This window comes from Rhodoblastus sp. (genome assembly GCF_041915505.1).
GTDB lineage: Bacteria > Pseudomonadota > Alphaproteobacteria > Rhizobiales > Beijerinckiaceae > Rhodoblastus.
Window position 1 is genome coordinate 1 of the sequence record NZ_JAYSBG010000231.1, and the last position, 5,725, is coordinate 5,725.

Consider the following 5,725-nt stretch of genomic DNA (forward strand, 5'->3'; position numbering starts at 1 on the left):
GCCCTTGTCGCGCAGGCGTTTGACATTGGCGTTGTCGGACGCGTCGGAGCCCTGCACGTCATAGCCGAGATTGATCAGCACTTCGGCGATGCCCGACATGCCGATGCCGCCGATTCCGACGAAATGAATGGGGCCCAGTTTGCTCGGCAATTTCATTCTTGCGACTCCGGAAAAGGCTCAGGCGGGCAGTTGCATGAAGATCAGGTCGGTGTCCTCGGGGCGCGCGCCGAGGCCGGTGAGCAAAGCGTGGACCTGTCCGCGATGATGGGTCTGGTGGTTGAACATATGGGTCACGGCGAGCCAGCGCGGACGGCGCGTCTCCTGCCGCTGGATCGACGACAGCCAGACGAGATCGCCGCCGAGATCCTCCGACGTCACGCCGCCGGCCCAGGAGACTATGGCCTCATCGGTCTGCCGCCGGGCCTCCCGCAGATCTTCCCAATGGGCGAAAACATCCACGCCGGGAAAAGTCCCCTCGGGCCGCTCATGGCCGGCGAAGCGGCTCATCCACATCCGGTCGCCATAGAGAATATGGCTCAGCGTGCCGTGGACCGATTTGAAGAATGCGCCGCGATCCTCGCGCCTCTGCGCGTCGGTCAGGCCCGAGGCGGCGGCGTAGAGGCTCTCGTTCTGCCACTTGTTATAGGCGGCCAGAGTCTGAACGGATACGGGATCGATCATGGGCCTCGTCGCTCGCGAGCAGGACCGCCGTCAGAGCCCGGCGGTCTTGAGGGCCAGATCGGCCAGACGTTCGGCGGCGTCGGGAATGCCTGCGCTCTTGGCCGCTTGCGCGCGCCGCGTCAAGTCTTTTGGATCGGCCAAAGCCTGCGCGAGCCGCTCGCTGAGCCATTCCGGGGTGAATCCGGTCTGCCGCATCACCTCGGCCGCGCCGGTTTTGGCGAGATGCGCGGCATTGGCGGCCTGGTCGGCGTCGAGCGCATGGGGGAAAGGCACCAGGATCGACGGGCGACCGATCACGGCCAGTTCCGACACGGTCGAGGCGCCGGAACGGCCCAGCACAAGGTGGGATTGCGCGATCCGCAGGGGCAGATCGGCGAAAAAGGGCGCGGCCTCGAAGGCGACGCCGAGGCGGCGATAGGCCTCCTGAACGCGGGAAAGATCCTCGCCGCGCGCCTGCTGCACGATGACCAGCCGCGCGCGCTGCTCCGGCGTCAGCAGAGCGACGGCTTCGGGCGTCACGTCCGACATCACGCGCGCGCCCTGCGAGCCGCCCGTCACCAGCAGGCGCAGCTTACCGTCCTCGAAACCGGGAAAGGGCAGCGCCGCCGCCTCCAACACCGCCGGGCGGACGGGATTGCCGGTCTGGACGACGCGCGGGCGCAAGGCCTCGTCAATGCCGTCGAGCGTCGGGAAGCCGCAGGCGATGACCTGCGCGCGCCGGCTCAGGAAACGATTGGCGCGGCCCATGACCGCATTCTGCTCGTGGAGAATGAGCGGAATCTTGCGCAGGGAAGCGGCCAGCGCCGGCGGCACGGTGGGGTAGCCGCCAAAGGAGACCACGACGCGCGGCTTTATCTTGCCGAACAGGCCATAGGCCTGGAACACGCCCCGCATCAGCGTGATTGCGGCGAGGCCCTTGCCAAGCGCGCCGCCGGAGGTCGGCGTGGCCGAGGCGATTTCGTGGATTTCCTCGGCGGGAAAATCGCCGCCATATTTCAGCGCGCGCTCGTCGGTCGCCAGCCGCACCCGCGCGCCGCGCGCGATCAAGGCGTGCGACAAGGCCTGGGCAGGAAAGAGATGGCCGCCGGTGCCCCCGGCGGCGACGAGAATCAGATTGTCAGCCATTATTCCGCCGGCGCCGGCATCGGCGCTCCCGCCTTGCGATCGAACATCAGTTCGGATTTCGGGCGCTTGCGCGTCACCGCGATCAGGAAGCCCATGGTGATGCCGAGCGATATCAGCGACGAGCCGCCATAGGAAATGAACGGCAGCGTCATGCCCTTGGCCGGCATCAGATGCAGGTTGACCGCCATATTGATCGACGCCTGGATGCCGAACAGAAGCGCAAGGCCCGCGCCGGCGAAACGGCAGAACGGGTCTTCATTGCTCGACGCCTTCAACAGCGCGCGCAGCACGATGAAGGCGAACAGGCCGACAATGCCCATGCAGAACAACAGGCCGAATTCCTCGCCGGTCACCGCGAAAATGAAGTCGGTATGCGAATCCGGCAGGATGCGTTTCAGCACGCCCTCGCCCGGGCCGCGCCCGAACCAGCCGCCCGAGATGAAACTGTCGAGCGCGGTATCGACCTGAAAGGTGTCGGCGACGCCGCCGCCCTGCCCCGGCTCCAGAAAGTGCATGATGCGCGCACGCACGTGCGGCACGAATTTATAGGCCAGCACCACGGCGGAGGAGGCGAAGCCGGCCAGTCCCGCCAGCCAGATCCAGTGCAGCCCGGCCATGAAGAACATCAGGCCCCAGACCAGTGAGATCAGCATGGTCTGGCCGAAGTCGGGCTGCAGGATGAGAGGAACGACGGTGGCGGGGAACAGCAGGATCGCGATCCAGTTGCCCGGCACATCGCGGCGCTTGAGGCCTTCCGAAATCGCCCAGGCGGCCAGCACCACGAAAGCGGGTTTCAGGAATTCCGAGGGCTGGATGCCGAGAATCCAGCGCTTGGCGCCCTTGACCTCATGGCCGAACAAAAGCGCCGCGAACACCAGCCCCATCGAGACGATATAGCAGAAGAGAGCGGCGCGGCGGACATGGCGCAGCGACAGGAAGGACAGCGCCAGCATCAGCAGGATCGAGGGGATCAGGAACACCACCTGCCGGTTGACGAAATGGAACGGCGGCAGGCGCAGGCGGTCGGCCACCGGCGGGCTGCCAGCCATGATGAGGACGAGGCCCAGCACGATCACGGCGCCGATTGCGGCGAGCAGCCAGCGGTCCACCGTCCACCACCAGGCGGCGACGGTCGAGCGCTCCGCGCGAGACACCATGACGACCTCCTCTCGTTTTCGTTGTCATCGCGCCGAACGCGCCATGACGAATCCCTCGCGCCGGCTCCGCGAGCCGTTAAAACAAAGCGCCCTGCGCGGCGTTCTCATCCAGCAGCGCCTGCGCCTGTTCGCGAAACGCGTCGCCGCGCTTCTCGAAATTGGCGAACTGGTCATAGGAGGCGCAGGCCGGCGACAGCAGCACCACCGCCTCGTCCGCATCGCTTTCCGCCGCATCGCGCGCGGCGGCGGCGACGGCGACGTCCAGCGTTCCGCATTGCTCGTAAGCGACCTTGCCTTCCAGCGTCGCGGCGAAAGCCGGCGCCGCCTCGCCGATCAGATAAGCCTTGCGCACCTTGCCGAACAAAGGCTTCAGCGGTTCGATGCCGCCGGCCTTGGCCTTGCCGCCGGCGATCCAGAAAATGTCGTCGAAGCTCAGCAGCGCCTTTTCGGCGGCGTCGGCATTGGTCGCCTTGCTGTCATTGACGAACAGGACATGGCCCTTGCGGCCGATCTGCTCCATGCGATGGGCGAGGCCGGGGAAGGAGCGCATGCCGAGGCCGATCTCGTCATGGGCGAGGCCGAGACGTTCGCAGGCCGCGAAAGCCGCCGCCGCGTTCTGGCCGTTATGGGCGCCGCGCAGAGCCGGCGCCCGCGCGAGATCGAACAGGTTCTCCTCGAGCGTCTTCAGCGCCGGCAAAGCGAAAGCGCGGCGCAACCGGCCGCTCTCGTAACAGACGCTGGCGAGCGCGTGCGGCCGGTTGCTGGCGATCCCGACCACCGAATGGGCGGCGCGTTTCAGATATTGGAAGATCGCCTCGGACCAGTCGTCATCGCGCCCGACAATGGCGAAATCCGCCGCCTCGACCAGCCGCTGCTTGATCGAGGCGTAATTGTCCATCGTCCCATGACGGTCGAGATGGTCCGGCGTGAGATTGAGCAATATGCCGACGCTGGCGTCGAGCGAGGGCGCGAGATCGATCTGGAAGCTCGAACATTCGATCACGTGAACCCGCTCCGGCGAGGGCGGTTCGAGATCGAGGATCGGCGTGCCGATATTGCCGCCGAGCTGCACGTCGAAGCCGGCCTCGTTCAGGATATGGGCGATCAGCGCGGTGGTGGTGCTCTTGCCATTGGTGCCGGTGATGGCGACCATGGGCGCGCCCGGCGCGATCAGCGCGCGCTCGCGGCAGAACAATTCGATGTCGCCGATCACCGGAACACCCGCCGCGATCGCCTTGGCGGCGCTCCAATGCGGCGCGGGATGGGTGAGCGGCGCGCCCGGCGCGAGGACCAGGGCTGAAAAGCCCGTCCAGTCGGCCTCGCGCAGATCGAACAGATAAATCCCTTCCGCCGCCGCCTTGTCGCGCGCGGCCGGCGAATCGTCCCAGGCGTTGACGAGCGCGCCGCCTTCGGCCAGCGCCCGCGCGGTCGACAGGCCCGACCCGCCGAGGCCGAACAGGGCGACCGATTGACCGGCGAGGGAGGTGATCGGAATCATCAGCGCACCTTCAAAGTGGTGAGGCCGAGCAGGGCCAGGACGAAAGCGATGATCCAGAAGCGCACCACGACCTGCGGCTCGGACCAGCCCAATTGCTCGAAATGATGATGGATGGGCGCCATTTTGAAGACGCGCTTGCCGGTCATCTTGAAGGAGGCGACCTGCACGATGACCGAGAAGGCCTCCATTACGAACAGACCGCCGACAATGGCCAGCACGATCTCATGCTTGATCGCGACGGCGATGGCGCCGAGCATGCCGCCGAGCGCCAGCGAGCCGGTGTCGCCCATGAAGATCTGCGCCGGCGGCGCGTTGAACCACAGGAAGCCGAGCCCGGCGCCGATCATGGCGCCGCACATCACCGTCAGTTCGCCCGAACCGGCCACATAATTGATGCCGAGGTAATGCGCGAAAATGTCGTTGCCGGCGAGATAGGCGATGATGCCGAAGGTCGCGGAGGCGATCATCACCGGCACGATGGCGAGGCCGTCGAGACCGTCGGTGAGATTGACCGCATTGCCCGAGCCGACAATGACGAAAGCGGCGAAGGGCAGGAACAGCCAGGACAGATCGACGACCCAGCCGTGAACGAAGGGCGCCGCCAGCTTGGTCGCCGGAGCGGTTGTGGTGAAGGGCGCGATGAAGGCGTGGAGAAAATCGCCGAACGAGGTCACCGGACCGGAGGCCGAGGCGCACATCATGAAATAGGCCGCGAGCCCGGCGATCGCCGCCTCGCCGGCGAGGCGGCGGCGGCCGGAAAAGCCCTTGTGGCTCTGTTTCGTGACCTTGAGATAATCGTCGTAAAAGCCGATCGCGCCGAAGCCGAGCGTGACGAATAGCGTGATCCAGACATAGGCGCTTTTCGGATTGGCCCACAGCACCGTGGAGACCACCAGGCCGGACAGGATCATCAGGCCGCCCATGGTCGGCGTGCCTTTTTTGGCGAGATGCGATTGCGGGCCGTCGCTGCGGATCGGCTGACCCTTGCCCTGTTTCAGGCGCAGCGAGGCGATGATCGAGGGGCCGAAGAAAAACACGAAGGCGAGCGCGGTGGCGGTGGCGCCGGCGGCGCGAAAGGTGATGTAGCGAAAGATGTTCAGCGGGCTGAGATAATGCGACAGTTCGGCGAGCCAGGTGAGCATGTTCAGACCCCGATCTTCTGCGTCTCGGCCACGGCGAAGCGCGTTTTCAAGCCTGCGGCGAGCGCGTGCAATTTCGACCCGTTCGAGCCTTTGACCATCACGGCGTCGCCCGGGCGCAAGGC

At 66.1% G+C, this 5,725-nt stretch carries 6 protein-coding genes; all 6 read right to left on the reverse strand.

Annotation, left to right across the window (positions count from 1 at the left end; all coding sequences use genetic code 11):
* Window positions 1-156 (reverse strand): Mur ligase domain-containing protein (locus tag ACE3S9_RS13695; protein WP_374547034.1); only part of this gene is annotated, 156 nt, incomplete at its 3' end.
* Between the two features lie 21 nt (window positions 157-177).
* Window positions 178-681, reverse strand: coding sequence for a DinB family protein (locus ACE3S9_RS13700; RefSeq protein WP_374547029.1), 504 nt, complete (start codon window positions 679-681; stop codon window positions 178-180).
* Between the two features lie 30 nt (window positions 682-711).
* Complete coding sequence (locus ACE3S9_RS13705) at window positions 712-1,806, reverse strand: UDP-N-acetylglucosamine--N-acetylmuramyl-(pentapeptide) pyrophosphoryl-undecaprenol N-acetylglucosamine transferase (RefSeq protein ID WP_374547030.1); 1,095 nt, start codon at window positions 1,804-1,806, stop codon at window positions 712-714.
* A complete protein-coding gene (locus ACE3S9_RS13710; RefSeq protein ID WP_374547031.1) occupies window positions 1,806-2,963 on the reverse strand; it encodes an FtsW/RodA/SpoVE family cell cycle protein in 1,158 nt (385 codons plus the stop codon). The genes ACE3S9_RS13705 and ACE3S9_RS13710 overlap by 1 nt, the downstream gene beginning before the upstream one ends.
* 76 nt (window positions 2,964-3,039) lie before the next feature.
* Window positions 3,040-4,461 carry a UDP-N-acetylmuramoyl-L-alanine--D-glutamate ligase gene (gene murD, locus ACE3S9_RS13715; protein ID WP_374547032.1) on the reverse strand — a complete coding sequence of 474 codons (1,422 nt, stop codon included), beginning with the start codon at window positions 4,459-4,461 and terminating at the stop codon, window positions 3,040-3,042.
* Window positions 4,461-5,603 carry a phospho-N-acetylmuramoyl-pentapeptide-transferase gene (mraY, locus tag ACE3S9_RS13720; protein WP_374547033.1) on the reverse strand — a complete coding sequence of 381 codons (1,143 nt, stop codon included), beginning with the start codon at window positions 5,601-5,603 and terminating at the stop codon, window positions 4,461-4,463. Before mraY ends, murD begins: the two co-directional genes overlap by 1 nt.
* Between the last annotated feature and the right edge of the window lie 122 nt (window positions 5,604-5,725).